A 1414-nucleotide genomic window follows, 5' to 3' on the forward strand; every position below is an offset into this window, starting at 1 on the left:
CCGCTCACTTGCACTTGTAGGGCTTGCCGACCATGCCGATCGCCCGCGGGGCGACGCTGCCGTTGAACTGATCCATGTCGGCAATGCGTGAGCGGAAGATCTCGACGCAGGTGTTGCCGCGGCGCATGACGGTGCGGCGGTCCCCGAGTGCGCCGACAGCTTGGGAGCGGTTCTCGCCGGTGCTTTCCTCGACCCAGGCGCCTGCCCCGCCGGTGGCGTCAGCGATGCGGTCCTCGAACGTCGGCCGCGCCGTGTTGCTGCGCGGGTCGCTCAGCGCCGGGTTGCGTGCGGCGGCGGACGACGCGGCATAGCCGGGCGGCAGGGTCAAGCGCAGCGCCGTGCGTGGCGGCTCGGCCGGTGCCGTGGTGGCAGGAACGGTTTCGGCCGGCGCGGTGGGCGCAGGGATGGCGGCGCCGGGCGCATCGGTCCTGAAGGGCAGGGGCGCGATGTCGGGCAGCTCGGGCTCCTGCTTGCGCGGCGCAGGCGCGACGGACGGCGCGGGCGGCGGCGCCTGCTGCGGGCGTGGCGTGAGCAGGCGCACCGTCGTCACGCGGCGCTCGCCCGGGTGGTGCAGCGGCGGCGGCCGGTGCAGCCACAGCGCCACCAGCAAGGCCAGGTGCAGCCCGCCAACCAGGCCGCGCGCGATCCAGCGGTGGTTCATGTCTTACAACTTGACGCTGAGCTTGCTGCTGGCCGGTGGCAGCAGCCGGGCCGCGTCGGGCCAGCTCTCCTGGCCGGTCAGCAGCGTGCAGGGGCGGCCTTTCTCGCCGGGCTTGGCTTCTGGGTCGCGCTCGCCCACTGCCTGAGGCAGCGGCAAGCCGAGCAATTGGCCACTCTCACGCCACTCCAGCTCCCAGGTGGGCGTGGCCGAGCACACGCGCACGGCTTCGATGCGCGGGAACAGCCAGCGCAAGTACCAAGGCAGCAGTTCCTCGCGCAATGTGCGCGCGACGCGCAAGGTCTGGCGCACCTTGGCCATCGTCAGCTGTTCGGGCGGAACGGTCAGCTCGATGGTGCCGCGCACGGCCATCTGGCCCTTGGGCGCGTTGGTCGCGAAGTCGGCCGTCCTGGCCTCGGCCTCGGGCAGCAGGGGCAGGTCGAAGCGGCCCTCGCCGTCGACCGGGATCGGGTGGTCAGCCTCGTCGCTTCGCACCACCATGCGTAGCTCAGGCAGAGGCAGTTTGGTCTTCTCGGCGTCGACCTTGAAGTCCATGCGGAACAGCCCCTCGCCGTGCTTGCTCAGCTTGGTCAGCAGCTCGTTGATGCGCGCATAGGGCAGCACGCTCTTGTCGCGCTTGAGGTCGGTCTGGACGGGCGGCAGGACTTCGGTCTGCGCGTGGGCGGCGCAGGCCGCGAGCAGCAGGCAAGGGATCAGAAAGCGCATGTGCAGGAAGCAGGTCAGGGTTCTTCGGGC

Annotated in this window: 2 protein-coding genes; both read right to left on the reverse strand. The window is 71.2% G+C overall.

What is annotated here, in order from left to right:
• Positions 1-4: 4 nt before the first annotated feature.
• Positions 5-661 carry a hypothetical protein gene (locus ACXJKR_RS32490; protein WP_457326368.1) on the reverse strand — a complete coding sequence of 219 codons (657 nt, stop codon included), beginning with the start codon at positions 659-661 and terminating at the stop codon, positions 5-7.
• A 3-nt stretch (positions 662-664) separates the two neighbouring features.
• The coding region (locus tag ACXJKR_RS32495; protein WP_457326369.1) for a hypothetical protein at positions 665-1414 on the reverse strand (750 nt) is incomplete at its 5' end.

This window comes from Roseateles sp. P5_E11 (genome assembly GCF_054049355.1).